Genomic DNA, 18,915 nt, shown 5'->3' with positions numbered 1-18,915 from the left:
ACGGCGGGAATCGGCGCACGATCAGCGCAGGCGCAGGCACAGGGCCCCACGTCAGTCGGTGTCGGGGGTGAAGAGCTCCCGGACGTCGTCAGCGGTGATGGTGGAGGAGAAGGCGGCGTCCCCGTCGGTCAGCGAGGAGAACAGGGCCGCCTTCTTCTGTTGCAGCGCGAGCACCTTCTCCTCGATCGTGCCCTCGGCCACCATGCGGTAGACCATCACGGTCCGGTCCTGCCCGATGCGGTGGGCGCGGTCCACGGCCTGGGCCTCGGTGGCGGGATTCCACCATGGGTCCAGCAGGAACACGTAGTCGGCCTCGGTCAGGGTCAGGCCGAAGCCGCCGGCCTTGAGGCTGATGAGGAAGGCCGGTGCCGTCCCGGTCTTGAACCCCTCGATCACCTTCGAGCGGTTCCGCGTGGATCCGTCCAGATACGCGAACGCCACCCCACGGTCCGCCAGGGCGTCCCCCACGCGCGTCAGGAAGGAGGTGAACTGGCTGAAGATGATCACCCGGTGCCCCTCGGAGACGATCTCCTCGAGTTGCCCCATGAGCGCCTCCATCTTGGAGGACGGCACGGCGGCGTACTTCTCGTCCACGATCGCCGGATCCAGCGCCAGCATGCGCAGCAGGGTCAGCGACTTGAAGATGATGAAGCGGTTCTCCTCCATGTTCTCCAGCAGCCCCAGGACCTTCTGCCGCTCGCGCTGGAGCACCTGGTCGTAGAGCCGGCGGTGCTTCGGCACCAGCTCCACGTGGGTGACCTGCTCCTGCTTCGGCGGCAGGTCCGAGGCCACGAGGTCCTTGGTGCGCCGCAGCATGAACGGCCGGATCCGCCGCCGCAACCGGGCCATGCGCTTGGCGGCGAACCGCCGGCCGTCCTCGGAGGAATCTGGCTGCTCGATCGGCTTGGTGTACTCGGAGCGGAACACCGTCGGTGAGGGGAACAGGCCCGAGGCCGTCAGGGAGAGCAGCGCCCACAGGTCGGACAGCGAGTTCTCCATGGGCGTGCCCGTGATCGCCAACCGGAACGGCGCCCGGATGGCCTTGGCCGCCTGGTGCGCCTTCGCGGCCCGGTTCTTCACGAACTGCGCCTCGTCCAGCACGAGTCCGTCCCAGTCGAGCCCGGTGTACTCCTCCGAGTCCAGCCGCAACAAGGTGTAGCTGGTGATCACGACGTCGGTTCCGGCGGCTTCCTCCGCGACGCTCGTCCCCCGCTTGGCGGTGGTGGTGTCGAGCACCCGCAGGGTCAGGTCCGGCGCGAACCGCGCGGCTTCGTCCTCCCAGACAGACAGGACCGACGACGGCGCGACCACCAAGAATGGCGGTGCCTGCAGCGGAGGCGGCACGGGTTCACCGTGGATCTCCGCATACTGTGCCGCCATGGCATCGTGGATGTGTTCGCTGGGCCCGGGGGCGCTCAGCTCGCGCGCACGGACCATCAGCGCCAGGGTCTGGATCGTCTTGCCCAGCCCCATGTCGTCAGCCAGGATCCCGCCGAGGCGGTGATCGTAGAGGAAGGACAGCCACGCGAACCCCTCCAGCTGGTACGGACGCAAGGTGGCCTGCAGGCCGGAGGGGACTGCCGGCGTCGGGATCTCGGCGAGGTCCTTGAGCGCACCCACGGACTCACGCCAGGCGACCGCCTCCTCGGACTCGTCCGCGAGGTCCTCGAACTCCTCCCAGAGCGCGACGTCGTATTTGTTGATCCGCGGCGCGTCAGACTTCCACTCGCCCATGGACTCGGCCTCGGAGATGAGCTCGCGCAGGCGATTCAGCCCGGGGTGGTCGAGCGAGAAGTAGCTGCCGTCGTTCAGCATCAGGGTCTTCTTGCCCTGGGCCAGCGCCTTGAAGACCGCGGTGAACGGGATGAGCTGGCCGCCGACGGTGATCTCGAAGCCGAGGTCGAACCAGTCGTTGTCCCGTGGGTTCGCCGCCTCGACCTGGGTGACGCGGACCTGGGGATCGTCCGTCAGCTCGCGGTAGTCCGGGCGCTTGCCGTGCTCGACGACCTTGACGTGCTCCAGTTTCGAGAGCATCGGCAGCACGTACTCGACGAACCGGGCGGTGTCCGCTCCGTGCAGGTGCGTGTTGCGTATGGTTCCAGGGAGCACGGCCACGCCCTCTGTGGCCTCCTCGGCGGCCGCGCGGACCGCTTCCAGCACGGCATCCTCGTGCTCGACGTCCCGGTCCACGTCCACCCCGCGGGCCCGGCCGGAGTAGCCGGTCGGGGACCAGCCACCGCGGGTGTGGGGGCGCCGGTGTTCCACGGGCAGTTCGCGGCGCGGCCCCCAGTACAGCCAGTACCACTCCAGCGCGGTCTCATGGTTCTTCCGGTGGTCCACCTCGAGCCACAACTCCGGGGCCGGGACCTCGGGGAACTCCACGGTCCCATCCGCGCTGTCCACGTCCATGATGCGGGACAGCCGCGGGTAGACGTCGTAGAAGAATTCCTCGGACTCCTCCTGCGGGATCCGCAAGGGTTCCGGCTGCTGCAACAGGTCCAGCACCGGACGGGGGATGGCCGCCGACGCCGGCGCGAGCGTCAGGCGCACGGGCGCGAGATGGCGCGGGGCGTCGTCGAGGATCTCGGTGGCCACGAATCCGCCGGTGCCGGCGGCCCGGGCCCCGGGGATGACCTCACCCTCGGATTCCACGATCGGGGCCACTTCCAGTCCCTGGTCCGGTCCGCTGACGTCCAGCCGCACGGTGGCCGGTCCGGTGAAGACCACCTCGCTGAGGATGCCCTGGCCCACGAATTCGACGCCCAGGTCCCGCGCGCGCAGCAGGAGTTGCCAGGCCGCTGGACCGGACAGGGAGTCCAGCCGCAGGGTCTCGTCATTGCCGTAGGCGTGCGGCCGCTCGGCGAGGTAGAGGCGGTAGAGCTGTCCGAGCAGGTCCACATGGTCCCCGCGCAGCTGGTGGCGCAGGCCGCCGTATTGGAACTTCTTCCAGGTCAGCCCGCCCTTGATCCAGTTGTCCCGAGTACCCCGGCGCATCGGCCGTAGTTGGACGTGCAGCGGCGCCCTCTCCTGGATGTCCGCCACCGACGCCTCGTTGGCGCCCCAGCGCCGGCGCATCTCACTGCGCGGCTCGGCCAGCAACTCCACGCCGATCCCCACCGGCTCCTCGGCGTGCGTGACGGCCTCCTGCCCGGTCAACTCACCGAGCACGGTCCGCCAGTCGCCCGCCGTTGAAGCAGCCTGGGCGCTACCGCCGTGCTGAGACGCCTGATTCCCGGCGCCGGCACCATCCGTGTAGCGGTCCACCTCGCCCCAGCCCTGGGCTGGCGGGGCAGCATTCGGATCGAACATCCCGGCCAGCGGGGTCCCGGGAGCCGGCGGCCGCAGGTGGTCCCGGATCGACAAGGTCGTGGCTGCATAGAGCAGTGCGGCGGCATGCTTGCAGTCGTTGCGGACCGGGCAGCTGCACCCGCCCCGCAGCGGAGTCCATTGGCGCGGCAGGGACTCCGAGGAGGCGCGGCCCGGCACGAGGATCGCGAACGTGTCATACGGCAGCGGGTCGTTGCCCTGGACCTGCCCGAACAAGGTGCGCGGTGAGTTCGGTGCCGGCTCCCCGGCGCGGTCCGGTCCGGAGCCGCCATCCGTCGGCTCCCACAGCAGCCCTGAGACCACTCCCTGGCGCGCGTACTTCTTGCCGCGCTCGGCCGCCTGGGCACCCACCAGCCGGGTGATGTCCTGGTCGGCGACATAGGGGTAGGAGGGGGAACCGCTCATCCCTCCATCGTTTCACGGCCCACGGACACGGTCAGCCGTTCTCCACAGTCCGCACGGGGGTTCCAGCGTCAGTTCCGGCACGGGCCCGGTCGTCGGACCCGAGGGCGACGGCGGCCCCGTCGCCGGAGTCTTCCGGCTGGTCGGAGGCCGCCGAGTCACCACCCGCACCGGCGCCACCACCGGCACTCGTCCCGTCGTCCAGGCCCTCGACGGTTCCGGCTGCGCCCCCGGCGTTCGCGGGCGCCGCCGTCGCGATCCTGGCCTTGCGGTGCCGTGACTCCATGCCCTTCAGGTCAGAGGCGATGAAGGAGTTGATCCACCGCGACTGGGGATCGGCGTCGATCATGATGGCCTTCAGCAGCAGTGTGGCGGGCAGGGCCAGGATGGCGCCGAGCGGCCCGAGGATCCAGGCCCAGAACAGCAGGGACAGGAAGGAGACGGTGGGGATCACGCCCACGGCATCGCCGGTGAACTTGGGCTGGATGATCGATTGGATGACGAAGTTCAGCACCGAGTAGGAGGCCACCACGGCGAAGAACGCACCCCAGCCGCCTTCGACCAGTCCGAGCAGGGCCGGCGGGACCATGCCGATGATGAAGCCGATGTTGGGGATGTAGTTCGTCAGGAAGCTCAGGACGCCCCAGACCCAGATCATGGGCACCCCGATGATCGCCAGGGCCACGATGTCCAGTCCGGCCACGATCAACCCGAAGAGGGTGGTGACGACCCAGTACCGGCGCACCCCGTAGGCGAAAGCGGTGAGGGCAGCGCCGAGCTCGTACTTGGCGGTGTTCAGCAGAGCCATGCGGCGGTCCACGGCCACGGAGTCCATGGCGAGGAAGAAGACGGCCATGATCACGGTGGCCAGCAGCCCCAGGATGGCGGTGACGTTGGAGAGCAGCGCGGTGACGATCCCGGTGGCCGTGGACACCACGGTGGACATGTTGAGGCCGGCGAGCTGCTCGATCATCATGTCCGGGGTGACGCCGAAGCTGCCGATCCAGGTGATCATGCTGTTGTAGATCTCGTTGAACTGCTGCCCGTACTCGGGCAGGGCCATCACGAGTTCGGAGGCGGACCACAGGATCAGCGCCATGAACACCAGCAGCACGACGACGACCACCAGTACGGTGACCGCGGCACCGATGAAACGGTGCACGCCCTTCTTGATGAGCCAAGCCTGTAACGGATAGGCGATGATCACCAGGTTCAGTCCGAGGAACACGGGACCAATGATGGTCTGGAGACCCTGCACGAATTGCAGCGTGATGACCAGGCCGGCCAGGCACAGCACGATCACCAGGAATCGCGGCCAGACGCGGTGTGACCTGGTCTCGGGGGTCATGCCGGAGGCATCTGCAGTGTCCACGTCCGAGAGTCTACGGCGGCCCCCGGACAAGATGCCTTCAGGGAGGACCCTGAATCCCACCCGGAGAACCACCCGGAGCCGGGGCGGCTGACAGCACCGGGGACTCCGGCTACCCTCGGACCATGATCCGCGACGAAAGCATCGAGGGATACGTGGAACGGCTGGCCTCCGGTGAGCCCACGCCAGGAGGAGGGGCCACCGGTGCCCTGCTGCTGGCCCAGGGAGTCGGCCTGCTGGCCATGGCCGCCCGGTTCAGTGACCACGAGGAACTGGCGGAGCGGGCGGCCACGCTGGCCTCGCGCGCCCTCGCCCTCTCCGATGACGACGAGCAGGCCTTCGCCCGGGTCTCTGAGGCCTTCGGCCTGCCGAAGGACACGGACGCGGACCGCCAGAAACGCTCCGGCCGGATCCAGGAGGCGATCCGGGCAGCCGCCGTGCCACCGCGGGATCTGGTGGAGGCCTCGGGTGATGCCCTGCGGATCGCGGAGGACGTGTTGGCGGACTGCAACGCGAACGTGCTCAGCGATGTCGGGGCCGGGCTCGGCTGTGTGCGTGGGACGCTGGTGGCTGCGGCGGTGACCCTGGAGACGGACCTGGCCCCGCTGCAGGACAAGGACGCCAGTGCCCAGGTCGGCGCGCACATCCGCGAGGCCGACCGCCTGACCGGCCGCACCGACGAGCTCATCGGCCACACGCGCCAGCGGATCCGCGGCTGAGGATCCGCGATCGAGGATCACTGTGCCGACTGTTGCGGCGCAGCTCTCATCGCAGTCCCGGTCATCGCAGTCCCGGCCCCCCACCGACGACGCCGGCACGCAGCACCCTCTGGACCGTCGGGTCCGCAGAGCGCTGGTCCCGCCACGATGGGGTCAGGGCCTCCGCGGCGGCGTCCGGCGTGGGCCTCAGTTCGGACCGGCCGGCCCGAGGGAGCGGGGAGTTCGGGGTGGATCGCAGCATGCTCATCATCTCCGTAGACTGATGCCAAGAAGTTTATGCAGAGATTTCTCTGCAAAGATGTCTATGCAAAGGTAGCTCTGCAAATGGCCGATGACAAGACCTCCGCGCACGATTCCCCCGATCCGGTCATCGGCAAGGACGCCATGCCGGGGGTGGCGTCCCGGGCGCTCGACGCCCGCGCCATGAAGGCGTTCGCCCACCCGCTGCGGATGGCGATGTACTCCTTCCTCACTGACCGTGGCACGGCGACGGCCACCTCGATGGCCCAGCACCTGAACGAGAGCACCGGTCAGACCAGCTACCACCTGCGTCAGCTGGAGAAGCACGGCTTCGTGGAGGAGGACACCGGACGGGGCTCCGGCCGGGAGCGCTGGTGGAAACCCGTGGGGTTCGCGGTGCCGACCTACGAACTCTCGCAGGACGAGTCCAACCGCCCTGCCATCCAGGCCCTGTTCCAGACGACCCTCAACCAGCGGGCGCAAGCCCTCGGACGGTGGTTGAGCGTGGAGAACCACGCCGATCCCGAATGGGTCAGGGCCTCCATCGACTCCTCCAGCACCCGCACCATGACCGCCCGGCAGGCGCGGGCCCTGAGCGAGGAGCTGATGTCCGTGATCGAGCGTCACGAGCAGGCGCTGGACCATGCGGAGCCGGCCCCGGACGCCCTCTCCGGGCAGACCGCGGACGGCGAGGAGACCCGCCGGGTCCGTCTCTACCTCAGCGTCTTCCCCCTGGTGATCGAGGACTGAACTCCACCCTCTGGCCTCCTACGAGTGCAGTCCTCGCAGCATGTGCTGTGCCTGCTCAGCGCCACCGGGGTGGCACCTGCGCACAGCTCACGGCGCGATCACGGTCTCACGGTGCTGCCAGGGTTTCAGGGCCGCGCAGACGGCGGAGCAGTAACCGGTCCAGGCTGATCCGGCCCGGTCCGACGACGGCCAGCACCAGGGCACCGACGCCCAGTCCGGCGGCCAGCTCCCACCCTCCATCAGCGGCGAAGAGGCCGTTGCTGAAGTGGGCGAACACCACCGCCCCGGCCAAGACGAGGCCGGCCAGCACGCCGGCGATCGGCGTCAGCAGGCCCAGGATGAGCAGCACGCCGCCACCGATCTCCACGGCCATCGTGATCACGGCCGCGGCCTCCGGCAGGGGGACGCCCATTCCGCCGAATCCCTGAGCGGTGGCGGACACACCCTGAAGGACCTTCTGCATCCCATGGGCCACGAGCACCACGCCGAGGACCACCCGTGCCAGGAGCAGCACGGCATCTCGGATCAGCTGCGGGATGGGGACCAAGCTGGGATCCGCGTCCGCGGTCCTCGCACTGGAAGAGGCGGTGGCGGCAGACGGCGTGGCTGAGGCGGACGGCGTGGAGCCACTGGCGGCAGGGCGGAAGGGGGCTCCTCCCGCCCGCTGCCACTCGACGCCGCGGGGCTCGTCGTGTCCGCTCCTGGCGGCCAGGGCCTCGGCGGCGCGTTCCTCGGGGGTCTTCACCTCAGTAGTTCTGGTCATCCCTTCAAGGGTTCCGAGCCGGGGCTGGCCGCGTCAAACGGCCTGCCGGTGTGGCGGCGGATGCACAGGGCCTTGCCAGTTTCCCGTCAGGTGGATTGCGGCATGGACGGCGAAGTAGACGGTGGTGGGAACGGCGGATGCTCCAGGCCCGTCCAGTCCCGCCAGACGGTCAGCCCGAGCGTGCCGAAGGCGGTGGACGCCTCCAGGGGCGTGACGGCGGTCCCGTCCCGGTGGAGCGCCGGAAGATAGGCCGCGACGACGGCGGCGCCCGCCCCCGCGCCCCTGTCACCGTCCATGTCCCCGCCTGCGCCCCCGTCGGCACCGGGCAGGACGAGGACCGAGGCGAACCCCCTCCGGGACAGGTCCCCAGTCGGTTCGCCGTTCACTGCGTTGGCCGGTACCCAGCCGGCCACAGTGTGGTGGGGCACCGTCCGTGGTCCGAATCCCGGCAGTGCGCTGGCCAGGCCGGCCGGCTCGAAGACCTGGCCCATCCAGCCCAGCACCCGCTGGGGCAGCCGGGACAGCGCGGTGCACAGGTCGGCAGGCGTCGTCATACCGGCTTCCGGTGCGAACCCGGTGATCTCGGTATCCGCCAGGTCCCAATCGGTGACCACGGTGCGGGCCACGTCCAGCAGGTCGACACCCCGTCCCGCCAAGAACTCGAGCACCGCCTGGAGGCACGCCCCATCGCCGGTCCCCACGATGAGGGACAGCGCGTCATCCACCGTCAGTTGCAGCTCGCTGTCCATCCTCCGCAGGGTCCCCGTCCGGGACCCCCTGAGGCGGTCGGCGGTCAGGGTGAGCCGCTCCCCCAACAGCCCTGGATCGGACTCGGCCAGCCGGGCCACCGCCGCGGCGAGCACCACCGCGCCGGTGCCGGCGAGCGGATGGCGGGCGCCGGCGTCGTGCGAGAAATCCCTGCCGTCCGCGAACCGGACGGCGAAGCGCAGCTGCGGGTACGCCACCGGGATCTCACCGAGGCGCAGGGCACGCACAGCAGGCACCCGGCTCACGCGGTGACCACCGGCACGGCCCAGTCCTCGATCGCGCGGCCGACCTCGGCGAAGGCGGTGAAGACGGCGTTGCGGCCCGGCACCCCGTCCGGCAGGGCGGTGGGGATGGTCTCGGCATAGACGGCGACGGCGGCCAGCGGCGCCCCGTGCGCGTCCAGTGCCAGCCCCACCTGGGACAACGAGCGCAGGCCGCGGCCGTTCTTCTCCGCGAAGCTGATGCGCGTGGTCGCGGCACCGAGGCGTGGGGTGTAGATGCCCTGCATGAGGCCGATGATCCGGCGGCAGTCCTCGGGGCGGAGCTGGATGCGGGCGGCACTGACGGCCGCTGACCCCTCACCGGCGCCGGAGCCGATCAGCGCCAGCAGGTGGGCCTGGTCGGCGGCCGTGGTGACGGTGAGCCCGTCGATCGGGTGGTGCCAGGCGAGGCCACCGGTGCGAGGGAAGACCTCACGGTGGAGGGTGGAGCGCATCCCCGCCCAGGCGCAGTAATCGTTGACATACTGCAGCGCCGCACGTTCTGCCGCCACACCGGCGACTCCGCGAGCGGCCTCGCGGGCGGCCTCGCCGTCCGCCGCGCCGCCGCCCACGGCCGCACCGATCGCCTCGAAGACCAGCTGGGTGCAGATGTTGTCCGAGGTGCACATCATCTGCGTCAGGCAGTCTGCCAAGGTCAGTTCGAGCCCGGCGCTGAGGGTGCGCATGATTCCGGCCTGGACACCGTCTCGGTGCGCCTCGGTGATCGTGTGCCGCTGGCCGAGGTCCAGCCGGCCGGCACGGGCGAGCGCGAGCACCGCGCAGAGGATGCTCACCTTGCGCGTGGAGAAGGAGGGCACCACCGTATCGGCACGGTCGCCGATGGCGTGCACTCCGCCGGCAATCGGCAGGGCGCCCGCACCGAGGCTCTGGGTGGCTACTGCTCCACCGGTCGGGACGGCCCCGCCGATGGGGACGACGCACCAGGACACCGCGAAGGGCTGGGAGCGTAGGAGAAGGCCGAGGCGGCGCTCCATCGCGGAGAGGCGGTCCTGGCCCAGCCGTGATGTGTCCACCGCTCCTCCTGGTGTTCGCTCGTGATGCCCCGCGCGATCCTGGTCCGGGTGGCGGGTGGGGCATGTCCGGCCCCTGTGCGGGAACCTATCACCCGGATCCCCCCGGCATCACGCCCGCCGGTCGTCGCGCCACGCCGACCCCGGCTGCCGATCACCGGACCGCAGACGCCACTGCCCCTCCGGTGGGATCCGGAGGGGCAGTGGCGTTTGGAGCAGGACGCTGCAGCAATGAGAAGCGCTCGAAGGTACGGCGACTCAGCAGTGGTTACAGCCGGGTCCCCATTTTCTCGGTCTCCCTGGCGGTGCCGGACGGCCCGGAGGCGTCGGCCGCCGCCGTCGAACCGGTCGGTCCCGAGGGGGCCACCGGCTCCCCGCCGGAACCGCCGGACCCGCCGGAGCCGCCGTCGGGACCTTCACCGGTGCCGCCCAGGGCCGCGGCCGACTTCTGGCGGCGGTGACGCAGGTGCTGCAGGGCGCTGACCACGAGGGCCAGGACCAGGACGGAGTACAGGATCACGGTGACCGGGCTGGAGACCAGGACGGACACGTCACCCTCGGAGACGGTCAGCGCGCGGCGCAGTTCGGTCTCGGCCAGCGGGCCGAGGACCACGGCGATCAACACGGGGGCCAGCGGGAACTGGTAGCGCCGCATCACGAAGCCGAGCAGACCGATCACCAGGAGGACCCAGAGGTCCAGCGTCGAGGAGCTGATGGCGTACACGCCCAGCATGGACAGCACCGTGATGCCGGCGTAGAGGTAATGGCGCGGAATCAGCAGCAGCTTGGCCCACACCACCGCGAACTGCATGTTCAGGATGACCAGGACCACGAGGCCGATGAACAGCGAGGCCAGCAGGGTCCAGACCAGTTCACCACTGCGCTCGAAGAGCAGGGGGCCGGGCTGCATGCCGTACTGCTGGAAGGCGGCCAGCATGATCGCCGCGGTGGCGGAGGTGGGCAGTCCGAGCGCGAGCAGGGCACCCATGGCGGTACCGGCGGTCGCGTTGCCCGCGGCCTCGGGAGCGGCCACACCGCGGATGGAGCCGGTCGAACCGAATTCCTTGTCCCCGCGGCGCTTGGCCAGGCGCTTCTCGGTGCCGTAGGCCAGGAACGTGGGGACCTCGGCGCCACCGGCGGGGATGATGCCGAAGGGCACGCCGAAGGCCGTTCCGCGCAGCCAGGCCGGCAGGGCCTTGCGGACGTCCGTGCGTTCCAGCCGGGCCCGGCCGTTGGTGCCGATCCGTTCCATGGCGGGGTCCCGGTGGATACGGCCGGCGATGTGCAGCACCTCGCCGAGGGCCAGCAGGCCCACGGTGATGACCACGATCGAGATGCCGTCGAACAGCTGCGGCATCCCCAGGGTGTACCGGACGGTGCCGGAGGGGCCGTCCACGCCGACCATGGCCAGGACCAGGCCGATGCCGAGGGCACCCAGGCCCTTCACCACGGACTCGGAGACCACGGAAGAGATCGCCAGGAAGGCGAACACGGCCAGGGCGAAATACTCCGCCGGGCCGAAGGCGGTGGCCATCTTGACCAGGAGGGGCGCGAAGAACACCACCAGGGTGGTGGCGATCAGACCACCCACGAAGGCGCCGACGGCGGCCGTCGCCAGAGCCTTGGCGGCCCGGCCGTCCTTGGCCATCCGGTGGCCCTCGAACGAGCCGGCGATCGCCGCGGAGTTGCCGGGGGTGTTCAGCAGGATCCCGGCGGTGGAGTCACCGAAGAGGCCGCCGAAGTAGACGCCGGCGAACATGATGAACGCGGCGGTCGGGTCCAGCGTGAAGGTGATGGGCAGCAGCAGGGCCACGGCCATCGACGAGCCGAGGCCGGGCAGCACGCCCACAGCGGTGCCCAGCAGGGCGCCGATCAGCACCCACAGCAGGTTGATCGGGGTGAGGGCGGAGCCGAAGCCCTCGAGCAGGAGGTTCAACTGGTCCATGTCAGATCAGTCCTTCCAGGAAGCCGCCGGGCAGGTTCAGTCCGAGTCCGGCGTTGAAGGCCAGCTGGATGACCGAGGAGAACACCAGCGAGATGATGAGGTCGAACAGCGGACGCTGGCTGCCCAGGGCCTTGCAGACCACCCAGAACAGGCCGGCCGCGGAGAGCACCCAGCCCAGGACGGGCAGCACGAGGATGAACACGGCGATCCCGCCGACAATCAGGCCCACGGTCTTCCAGTCGGTGTACGTCTTCCAGCCCTGGGGCAGCGTGGCGCCGGGAGTGCGGCCCGCGATCCGCTCCCGGCCGCGCTCGGAGGCGGAGGCCAGGTCGCCGAGCAGGTCCGAGGACGTGTCCGCGTTCACCGCATCGTCCGTGAGGTCCGGCAGCCGCGGGTGGCGCAGCAGCTGGATGGCGTGGACGAGAGCGACGGCGTAGAGCACGATGCAGACGATCGTCGGGAAGAACTGGGGCCCTGGCACAGAGTCGCCCATGACGTTCATGGTCGCCGTCTCGATGGCGAGCCAGGTGGCGATGCCGGCCACCAGCAGGGGCATGATCAGTTCGCTGCGGCCGGCCCAGAATCCGCGACGCGCGGTCCCGCCCCGGGGTGCGGCCGGCGTCGGGCCCTGCGGCCCGCCGGGCGCCCCGGCGGTTCCGGCCGTCTCAGCCGGATTGCCGGCCGGGGGTACAGTCTGCTGCTGGCTCACAGTCCGAGTCCTTCCACGATGTCTTCGGTCCGGGAGATCTCCTCGTCGAGGAAGGCCTCGAACTCGTCGCCCGTCATGTAGCTGTCCGTCCAGCTGTTGCGCTCGAGGGCGTCCTGCCAGTGCTCCGTCTGGCGGTACTCCTCCACGATCTCCAGCAGCTCGCCCCGGTCCTCCTCGGAGACGCCGGGAGCTGCGGCCAGGCCGCGCCAGTTGGCCATCTCGGCGTCCACGCCCTGCTCCAGGAAGGTGGGCACGTCCACGCCGGGCAGCCGCTCCTTCGAGGAGATGGCCAGGGCCCGCAGGTTGCCGGCCTCGATCTGGTCCGCCACCTCGTTGTAGCCGGACATGCCGGCCACGGTGGTGCCGGAGAGCATGGAGGTCAGGGCCTCGCCACCGCCGGAGTAGGCGATGTAGTTGGTCTGGGACGGGTCGATCCCCACCTTCTCCGCCACCAGGCCGGTCAGTAGATGGTCGATCGAGCCGAGCGAGCCGCCGGAGATGGACGTGCCGCCCGGGTCCTGCTTCCACGCTTCGATGAAGTCATCCAGGGTCTCGTACGGCGAGTCCGCCGGCACCACGAGGGCGGCGTAGTCGTCCGCCAACCGGACCAGCGGCTCGACGTCCTCCATGGAGACCCCGGAGTCCGCCAGCTCAACCGCGCCGACCATCACGCCGCCGGTGACCATCATCATGTCCGAGCGGCCCTCCATCTGGGCGAACTGTCCCAGGCCGATGGTGCCGCCGGCGCCGGGGACGTTGACGACCTGGACATTGTTGGAGATGCCATCGGATTTGATGGCCTGCTGGGATTCGCGGGCGAAGCCGTCCCAACCGCCGCCGGGCGCCGCCGGTGCCATCAGCACCAGCTTGGATCGGGCGGTGGCCTCGCCTCCGCCAGCGGCGGCATTGACCAAGGCAAGGCCGACGACGCCGGCGGCTGCCACGCCGAGGGCGGCCTTGGTGAAGGTGCGTGAACTCATGGTCTTCCGTACTCTCTACGTCAGTGATTCGGACCACTTAAGCCGTGGCCGATCCTCCACGTTGACAGAAACGTGACCCATGGCACAGCGGAATCGTGGTTGTGGTCATAAGGGGTGGTTAAGAAACTTCTGACAACGCCGCATCGTCACAACACCGCAGCGCACCACCGCACGTCCGTCCATCCGCACCCCAGACCGCCCCTTGATCCCCCAGGAGTCCGACACGGTGTTTCGTCCCCCGCCTCGCCTGCACGGGCCCCGGCCCCGCCGCCGATTCCGCCTGCAACTGATCACCCTGCAGCTGGCCATCGTGCTGCTGACGGTGCTGGCCGTGGCGGCCATCGTGCTGCGCTTCGAGGAACTGCGCACCCGGGAACTCGCCTTCGAAGAGGTCCACACCGTGGCCACCGAGATCGCCAGCGTCCCCGAGGTGATCGCCACGGTGAACGCAGCCGATGCGGTGGAGAGAATCCAGCCCATCGCCCATCTGGCCGAACGGGCCGCGGGGGTCGAGTTCGTGGTCGTCGCGGACCGGGACGGCATCCGGGTGGCCCACCCCGACCCGGCGCAGATCGGCCAGCCGGTCTCCTCGGACCACGCCCCGATCCGCGCCGGTGAGACCTTCCGCGGTACCGAGGAGGGCCCCCTGGGGGTGTCGCTGCGCTCCAAGGTCCCGATCTGGGACGGCGACGAGGTGGTGGGCACCGTCTCGGTGGGCCTGCTGCAGAGCGAGATCCGCGGCGACCTTCTCGAGGTCGTCCTCGGCTTCGCCCCCTGGGTCCTGCTGGCCGCCGGCCTGGGCACCGCCGGGGCCGCCTGGGCGTCCCGCTACGTGCGCACCAGGATCTACGGTGCCGGCCCGGAGGAGATGGCCGGACTGCACCAGTCCCGCCAGGCGCTGCTGCACAGCGTCGGAGACGGCGTCATCGGCGTGGACGAGGACGGCACCATCACCCTCGTCAACGATGAGGCCACCCGACTGCTCGGGGTGGGGGCGGACGTCGAGGGCCGCTCGGCTGCGGAGGTGCTGGACGCGGACCTGGCCGCCCTCCTGGGACCCTCCCCCACACCGGCCCCCACCTCAGCTCCCACATCGGCCACGGGCAAGGCAGCCGATGCGGGGCCACGCCGCACGACGGCAGACGAGGCCGACTGGGACCTGACGACCTTCGCCCTGGCCGGCGAGCGCATCCTGCTGGCCCGGGTGCGGCCGGCGCGGGCGCAGGGCCGGCAGATCGGCCGGACCCTGACCGTGCAGGACCGCACCGAGCTGGAGTCCAGCCTGCGCGAGCTGGAGGGCCAGCGCAGCCTGACGGAGACGTTGCGGTCACAGACCCACGAGTTCTCGAACCGGCTTCACGTGATCTCCGGGCTGCTGTCCCTCGGCGAGACCGAGGAGGCGCAGGAGTACATCCGGGGCCTGACGGGCCTGGCCGGCGGACCCTTCCAGCACGACCTCTCGGATGCGTCCCTGTCCGCACTGGTCGGCGCGAAATCAGCGCTCGCCCGGGAGGCCGGCGTCGTGCTGGAGCTGACCGCCGACGGCTCGGTGGAGGCGGACTGGCGTGCGGACGACGACGCTCTCACGGTGGTGGCCAACCTGCTGACGAATGCCATCGAGGCGGCCGGGGACGGCGGCCGGGTGATGCTGGAGGTGACCGCCGGGGCCGCCGGATTCGCCGTCCAGGTGGACGATTCGGGCCCCGGGCTGGACCCGGAGGCGGCGCAGACCCTGTTCCGCTGGGGTGCCTCCACCAAGGACACCGGCCCGGCGTCATCGCGTCCCGCCGGAGGCCGCGGCATCGGCCTCGCTCTGGTGGACCGGATTGCCCGACGCCGGCACGGCCGGGTGGAGGTCACCCCGTCACCGTGGGGCGGGGCCCGGTTCCGAGCCGCCTGGCCGGCGGCCGCCGGCACTGGCACTGGTACTGGCACCGGCACCGGCGACGATGCTGGAACCGGCCGAAACAACACCGGGACACCGAACACCGAGGACAGTGGGGATATCCGTTGATCAAGACACTCGTGGTGGATGACGACTTCGCGGTCGCGGGGATGCACCGGCGCTTCGTGGAGGCCCTCGAAGGGTTCGAGGTGGTGGGCGTCCTGGAGCGTGGCCTGCCGGTCGCAGAGTTCCTGGCCCAACACGAGGTGGACCTCGTGCTGCTGGACGTGCACCTACCGGACCGGGGCGGCGTCCAGGTGCTGGAGGATCTGCGATCTGCTGGTCATGACGTCGCGGTGATCATGGTGACCGCCGCCAGCGAGCGGGACACCGTCCGCCGCGCGGTGGGCCACGGGGTGGACGGTTACCTGGTCAAGCCGTTCAGCCGCGAGGAGTTCAATGAGCGCCTCCGTGAGTTCGCCGCCCTCCTCGCATCCCACGGCGGCTCCGACCAGGGCGCCGGCACCGCCCCGGAGCTGGACCAGACCGAGATCGACCGGTTGGTCCGGGGCGCCTCCGGCCGGTCCCCGGGCAACGCGGAGCAGTCGCCCACGGCGGTGCAGTCCAGCACGGCGGAGCAGCCGAGGGCGGGGGTGCCATCCGGCACGGCCCACCACGCGGGAGCGGCCGCCCCACCGAGCGGGCCCCCGGACCGCCTGCCCAAGGGCTACTCGGCCCCCACGCTGAACCTGGTGGCGGCCGCGCTGCGGGAGGCTGGGGCCGGCGTCGACCTCTCGGCGCGCGAGGTGGCGGCCGCTTGCGGGATCTCCCGGGTCAGCGCCCGCCGCTATCTCGAGCTGCTGACCGATCGCGGCCGAGCCGAGCTGCGCCCGCGCTACGGCGCCACCGGGCGCCCCGAACACCGGTACGCCTGGATCAGCTGAGGTCCGGAGGGTCGGCGGGACCACCGCTTGCACCTCTGTCCACATTTGTATACATTCGTGCACAGTCGTCGGGCGGACCGGCGAGCCGACTGAAAGGGACCCTCATGACCACCTCCCCCACCCCGGACGCCCGCACCGGCGGCGCCCAGACCGGCACCGGCCTGGAGGCCGACGTCATCGTCGTCGGCGGCGGCAACGCGGCGTTCACCGCCGCCCACGCAGCAGCCGAGCGGGGCCGGAAGGTGCTCCTGCTGGAGAAGGCCCCCCGCGACGCCTTCGGCGGCAACAGCTACTACACCGCCGGCGCCACGCGCATCGCCCATGCCGGTCTCGAGGACCTGCAGGACTTCATCGAGCCGGACGAGCGCCACGCCGTCACCGAGGTCCCGGCCTACTCCGCCGCGGACTACGCCGCGGACCTGGTCCGCGTCACCGACGGCCGCAACGACCCGGAGCTGACCGAGGTCCTGGTGCAGGAGGCCGCCCCGAACCTGCGGTGGCTGCAGTCACTGGGCCTGAAGTACCGCCTGATGTACGAGCGTCAGGCCTACCAGCGCGAGGACGGCAGCTACCTGTTCTGGGGAGGGCTGCATGTCGGCAACGTCGGTGGCGGCGAGGGCCTGATGCATGACCACGTCCGCGTGGCCGAGCAGCTGGGCACCGAGGTCCGCTACGGCCAGGATGTGACCGGGCTGGTCGTTGAGGAGGGCCAGGTCAAGGGCGTCACCGTCCGCCAGGAGGATGGATCCCTGCAGGAGCTGCGCGCCGAGTCCGTGATCCTGGGCGCCGGCGGCTTCGAGTCGAACGCCGAGTGGCGCCGGGAGCACCTCGGCGAGGGCTGGGAGAACGCCAAGGTCCGCGGCACCCCCTTCAACAACGGGGACATGATCGCCGCCGGCCTCGAGATCGGCGCGCAGAAGGCCGGGCACTGGTCCACCTGCCACTCCACTCAGTGGGATGCCTTCACCCCGAACAACGAGTCCAACCGCGAGCTCACCAACCGCCTGACCCGCCAGTCCTACCCGCTGGGGATCATCGTCAACACCGAGGGCCAGCGGTTCGTGGACGAGGGCGAGGACTTCCGCAACTACACCTACGCGAAGTTCGGCCGGGAGATCCTCAAGCAGCCGGGCTCGGTCGCCTACCAGATCTTCGACGCCCCCCTGCGGGCCATGCTGCGGACTGAGGAGTATGACATGCCCGGCATCACCGTGGCCGAGGCGGACACCCTCGAGGAGCTGGCCGAGAAGATCGGGATCGCCCCGGAGGCCCTGACCGGGACCGTCCAGGACTACAACGGGTCCATCGACACCACCATCCCCTGGGACCCCACCGTCAAGGACGGCCGCCGGGCGGAGACCACCCCGGTCAAGTCCAACTGGGCCACCCCCCTGACCGAGGGACCGTTCTACGCCTACGCGGTCACCTGTGGCATCACGTTCACCTTCGGCGGCCTGAAGTCAGACACCCACGGCCGGGTCCTGGACGCCGAGGGCGAGCACATCTCCGGGCTGTACGTCTGCGGTGAGATGCTCGGCGGCCTGTTCGCCGGCAACTACCCCGGCGGTTCCGGCCTGGCCGCGGGCGTGGTCTTCGGACGACGCGCCGGTACGCTGGCCTGACATCGAAAAGGCGTGCCGGCCGGCGTCGGGAACCTTGTTTTCCCGACGCCGGCCGGCACCGCTGAGAGCGGACGAAGGGGACACCTGTGGCAGGGAAGATGGACGCCGCCGCGATGCACGGCGAGCTCAAGGCGGAGATCCTCCGCGGCGAGCACTCCCCCGGCACCCCCTTCCGCGAAGTGGCCCTGGCGGATCGGTTCGGGGTGTCCCGGACGCCGGTGCGCGAGGCCCTGGGCCGTCTGCAGCAGGAGGGCCTGCTCGAGCGCGGCACGCGGGGGCTGCAGGTGCGGCGCCTGGACCCCGAGCAGCTGATGCAGGTCTATGACCTCCGCATCCTCCTGGAGGGCCAGGCCGCCGAGGAGGCCGCCTCGGCCCGGACCGAGCTGGACCTGGTCCGGCTGGAGGGGCTCCTCTCCCGGGATCAGGCCCTCACGGACCCGGACAATGCCACCCGGCTGGACACCAACATCGAGTTCCATGAGGCGCTGTGGTCGGCCGCCCGGAACCCCATCCTGCGTGATCTGCTGGACCGGCTCTCCACCCACCAGATCCATGCGCCGACTTCCACCCTCACCACGCCGGGGCGCTGGGAGCAGTCCTTGGAGGAGCACGCGGAGATCCTCCGCTGCATCCGGGAGCACGAGGCCGCCGGGGCGCGTGAGGCCATGCGCGCCCACATGTCCACGGCCCGCGCCCTGCGGCTGAGGATGCTCGGCCACGCCATGGGCTGACGGGGCCGGCAGACGGGGCCGGCAGACGGGGCTGGCAGACGGCACCGGCGGGAGCGTACACAGGCCGTCCGGTTGAGAGGTTTCCGCTGGTCAGTCGCCATGTTTTCGGACCCGTAAGCTCCGGACGGAACCCGTTCGGCGTGTCGTCCGGCGTGGCGTTTTCACCCGTGTGGTTTCGGCGGTAGTGTCCTGCCCGATGCCCGCTCTGGGCAGACCCGGAATCCCCTCATTTGGAGGACATCATGTCCACTCCGCTGTCTCTCTCCACGTCCGAAATCCCCACCACGGGCACCTACTCGGCCACCACCGAGCGCGTCACGTTCTGGGCCGTCACCGGCATCATCTCCGCGGCCGCCGCCGTCGGCGTCTTTGAAGTGGCCCTGCACCTGCTGGGGTAGGAAAACCTCGCCGCCGGCCCCGGCCGGCGGCTCCGCCCCGCCGGGCCACCGCGCCAGCGGGCTTGCCGGCCC

At 70.4% G+C, this 18,915-nt stretch carries 16 protein-coding genes; 7 read left to right on the top strand and 9 right to left on the bottom strand.

Features of this window, described 5'->3' with window-relative positions; genetic code table 11:
- Positions 1-51: 51 nt before the first annotated feature.
- Together IEX49_RS12355 and IEX49_RS12350 are read right to left on the bottom strand one after the other, a co-directional pair.
- Complete coding sequence (locus tag IEX49_RS12355; RefSeq protein WP_188806467.1) at positions 52-3,732, bottom strand: DEAD/DEAH box helicase; 3,681 nt, start codon at positions 3,730-3,732, stop codon at positions 52-54.
- A 31-nt stretch (positions 3,733-3,763) separates the two neighbouring features.
- The gene (locus tag IEX49_RS12350; protein WP_229672636.1) at positions 3,764-5,101 is read right to left on the bottom strand and encodes an AI-2E family transporter; all 1,338 of its coding nucleotides are present in this window, start codon (positions 5,099-5,101) and stop codon (positions 3,764-3,766) included.
- 122 nt (positions 5,102-5,223) lie between these two features.
- Here IEX49_RS12350 and IEX49_RS12345 point away from each other — a divergent pair, with 122 nt between their 5' ends.
- Positions 5,224-5,817: a cyclodeaminase/cyclohydrolase family protein gene (locus IEX49_RS12345; protein WP_188806466.1), complete on the top strand. Its 594-nt coding sequence runs from the start codon at positions 5,224-5,226 to the stop codon at positions 5,815-5,817.
- 61 nt (positions 5,818-5,878) lie between these two features.
- Here the strand turns inward: IEX49_RS12345 and IEX49_RS12340 are convergent, their stop codons facing one another.
- Positions 5,879-6,067 (bottom strand): hypothetical protein, encoded by a 189-nt coding sequence (locus tag IEX49_RS12340; RefSeq protein WP_188806465.1) that lies wholly within the window; start codon positions 6,065-6,067, stop codon positions 5,879-5,881.
- 74 nt (positions 6,068-6,141) lie between these two features.
- Here IEX49_RS12340 and IEX49_RS12335 point away from each other — a divergent pair, with 74 nt between their 5' ends.
- Entirely contained in the window at positions 6,142-6,807 is a 666-nt protein-coding gene (locus IEX49_RS12335) for a winged helix-turn-helix domain-containing protein (RefSeq protein WP_188806464.1), read from the top strand.
- 106 nt (positions 6,808-6,913) lie between these two features.
- Here the strand turns inward: IEX49_RS12335 and IEX49_RS12330 are convergent, their stop codons facing one another.
- The 6 genes from IEX49_RS12330 to IEX49_RS12305 form a co-directional block, all read right to left on the bottom strand.
- Positions 6,914-7,570, bottom strand: coding sequence for a DoxX family protein (locus IEX49_RS12330; RefSeq protein WP_188806463.1), 657 nt, complete (start codon positions 7,568-7,570; stop codon positions 6,914-6,916).
- 86 nt (positions 7,571-7,656) lie between these two features.
- Positions 7,657-8,583 carry a serine hydrolase gene (locus IEX49_RS12325; protein WP_188806462.1) on the bottom strand — a complete coding sequence of 309 codons (927 nt, stop codon included), beginning with the start codon at positions 8,581-8,583 and terminating at the stop codon, positions 7,657-7,659.
- Positions 8,580-9,632: a serine hydrolase gene (locus IEX49_RS12320; protein WP_188806461.1), complete on the bottom strand. Its 1,053-nt coding sequence runs from the start codon at positions 9,630-9,632 to the stop codon at positions 8,580-8,582. Before IEX49_RS12320 ends, IEX49_RS12325 begins: the two co-directional genes overlap by 4 nt.
- 265 nt (positions 9,633-9,897) lie before the next feature.
- Complete coding sequence (locus tag IEX49_RS12315; protein ID WP_188806460.1) at positions 9,898-11,574, bottom strand: tripartite tricarboxylate transporter permease; 1,677 nt, start codon at positions 11,572-11,574, stop codon at positions 9,898-9,900.
- Between the two features lies 1 nt (position 11,575).
- Positions 11,576-12,283 (bottom strand): tripartite tricarboxylate transporter TctB family protein, encoded by a 708-nt coding sequence (locus IEX49_RS12310; protein ID WP_229672635.1) that lies wholly within the window; start codon positions 12,281-12,283, stop codon positions 11,576-11,578.
- On the bottom strand, positions 12,280-13,263 hold the full coding sequence (locus tag IEX49_RS12305; RefSeq protein WP_188806459.1) for a Bug family tripartite tricarboxylate transporter substrate binding protein: 984 nt from the start codon (positions 13,261-13,263) through the stop codon (positions 12,280-12,282). Before IEX49_RS12305 ends, IEX49_RS12310 begins: the two co-directional genes overlap by 4 nt.
- A gap of 226 nt (positions 13,264-13,489) precedes the next feature.
- Between IEX49_RS12305 and IEX49_RS12300 the strand changes: the two genes are divergently transcribed.
- The 5 genes from IEX49_RS12300 (at position 13,490) to IEX49_RS12280 (ending at position 18,843) form a co-directional block, all read left to right on the top strand.
- Positions 13,490-15,277 (top strand): sensor histidine kinase, encoded by a 1,788-nt coding sequence (locus IEX49_RS12300; protein WP_188806458.1) that lies wholly within the window; start codon positions 13,490-13,492, stop codon positions 15,275-15,277.
- Positions 15,274-16,092 carry a response regulator transcription factor gene (locus IEX49_RS12295; RefSeq protein WP_188806457.1) on the top strand — a complete coding sequence of 273 codons (819 nt, stop codon included), beginning with the start codon at positions 15,274-15,276 and terminating at the stop codon, positions 16,090-16,092. The genes IEX49_RS12300 and IEX49_RS12295 overlap by 4 nt, the downstream gene beginning before the upstream one ends.
- A gap of 104 nt (positions 16,093-16,196) precedes the next feature.
- A complete protein-coding gene (gene tcuA, locus IEX49_RS12290; RefSeq protein WP_188806456.1) occupies positions 16,197-17,714 on the top strand; it encodes an FAD-dependent tricarballylate dehydrogenase TcuA in 1,518 nt (505 codons plus the stop codon).
- A gap of 86 nt (positions 17,715-17,800) precedes the next feature.
- Positions 17,801-18,445, top strand: a complete 645-nt coding sequence (locus IEX49_RS12285; protein WP_188806455.1) for a GntR family transcriptional regulator — start codon at positions 17,801-17,803, stop codon at positions 18,443-18,445.
- A 242-nt stretch (positions 18,446-18,687) separates the two neighbouring features.
- On the top strand, positions 18,688-18,843 hold the full coding sequence (locus IEX49_RS12280) for a hypothetical protein (RefSeq protein ID WP_188806454.1): 156 nt from the start codon (positions 18,688-18,690) through the stop codon (positions 18,841-18,843).
- The last annotated feature ends 72 nt before the right edge of the window (positions 18,844-18,915 follow it).

Origin of the sequence: Citricoccus zhacaiensis (assembly GCF_014645315.1) — a bacterium.
GTDB lineage: Bacteria > Actinomycetota > Actinomycetes > Actinomycetales > Micrococcaceae > Citricoccus > Citricoccus zhacaiensis.
Note: the sequence above shows the minus strand (reverse complement) of the source record. Positions and strands in the feature narration are given on the sequence as shown.

Bases quoted from the DNA above. Each gene is read 5' to 3' on its own strand.
- IEX49_RS12330 (WP_188806463.1), bottom strand. From the start codon at position 7,570: ATGACCAGAACTACTGAGGTGAAGACCCCCGAGGAACGCGCCGCCGAG.
- IEX49_RS12315 (WP_188806460.1), bottom strand. From the start codon at position 11,574: ATGGACCAGTTGAACCTCCTGCTCGAGGGCTTCGGCTCCGCCCTCACC.
- IEX49_RS12355 (WP_188806467.1), bottom strand. From the start codon at position 3,732: ATGAGCGGTTCCCCCTCCTACCCCTATGTCGCCGACCAGGACATCACC.
- IEX49_RS12335 (WP_188806464.1), top strand. From the start codon at position 6,142: ATGGCCGATGACAAGACCTCCGCGCACGATTCCCCCGATCCGGTCATC.
- tcuA (WP_188806456.1), top strand. From the start codon at position 16,197: ATGACCACCTCCCCCACCCCGGACGCCCGCACCGGCGGCGCCCAGACC.
- IEX49_RS12305 (WP_188806459.1), bottom strand. From the start codon at position 13,263: ATGAGTTCACGCACCTTCACCAAGGCCGCCCTCGGCGTGGCAGCCGCC.
- IEX49_RS12340 (WP_188806465.1), bottom strand. From the start codon at position 6,067: ATGATGAGCATGCTGCGATCCACCCCGAACTCCCCGCTCCCTCGGGCC.
- IEX49_RS12345 (WP_188806466.1), top strand. From the start codon at position 5,224: ATGATCCGCGACGAAAGCATCGAGGGATACGTGGAACGGCTGGCCTCC.
- IEX49_RS12280 (WP_188806454.1), top strand. From the start codon at position 18,688: ATGTCCACTCCGCTGTCTCTCTCCACGTCCGAAATCCCCACCACGGGC.